This is a genomic window from Oleiphilus sp. HI0043 (assembly GCF_001634935.1).
The window spans coordinates 1-820 of sequence record NZ_LWEY01000631.1; the positions used below are offsets into that span (position 1 = coordinate 1).

Genomic DNA, 820 nt, shown 5'->3' on the forward strand with positions numbered 1-820 from the left:
GGTTGATTTTCAGCCTTTGGCCAAATACTCGTTTTCAACCAAGGAATACGCCCAGATAGAGAAGCTCGACCAAGAAGCATTTCGAGATCGTTTCTTTTCTCTCTGGACTTTGAAAGAAGCTTATATGAAAGCAGATGGGCGAGGCATGTCTATTCCGCTTAAAAGCTTTTCCTTTCTATTTGATGATTCTAATCGTTATTTGGCGCGTTTTGAGCCGGAGCAAAAAAGCGATTCTGACCCTTGGCTTTTTTGGCAGTTCGAAACAGATTTAGACTGCTTTATCTCTCTTGCTACTCAGTCTAATGGACTTGCTAGGGGGGAATATCGTATCGAAACTAAAGAAATTACCGGTCTCGATAAGGTTCGTGAGCTCAGTTTGCCCCATAGAGAGCTCGCTAATAAAGACTTGTGTTAGAATAAACGATTAGATTCAACCAATAGTTGCCGTGATTATTTTATGAATTATTTGCCTATCAATTACATTGAGCCCGTATTTCGTCCACCTTCAGAAGCTAAGTCTTTGATTCTTCAAGTTACCAATGGTTGTTCATACAATAAGTGCACCTTTTGCGATATGTATACAGCTGAACAGAAGAAGTTCAAGCCCAAAAAGATCGAAGAGATAGAGCAAGAAGTGAGTGCAGTGGCGAAGAGCATGCCGAATGTCGGGCGTTTCTTTTTGGCAGATGGTGATGCAATGACTTTGTCGTTCCGCCGCCTCAAAGAAATACTTGAGTGTATTAATCGCTACTTTCCAGATAAAGAACGTGTTACTGCTTATTGCTTACCCAGAAATATTAAGAAAAAAACGGTAGAAGAG

2 protein-coding genes are annotated in these 820 nt (G+C 40.7%); both read left to right on the top strand.

Translation table 11 applies throughout. From position 1 onward, the window contains the following. The coding region (locus A3729_RS07665; RefSeq protein ID WP_156497778.1) for a 4'-phosphopantetheinyl transferase superfamily protein at positions 1–415 on the top strand (415 nt) is incomplete at its 5' end. A gap of 42 nt (positions 416–457) precedes the next feature. Further along, positions 458–820 (top strand): radical SAM protein (locus A3729_RS07670; protein WP_369820108.1); only part of this gene is annotated, 363 nt, incomplete at its 3' end.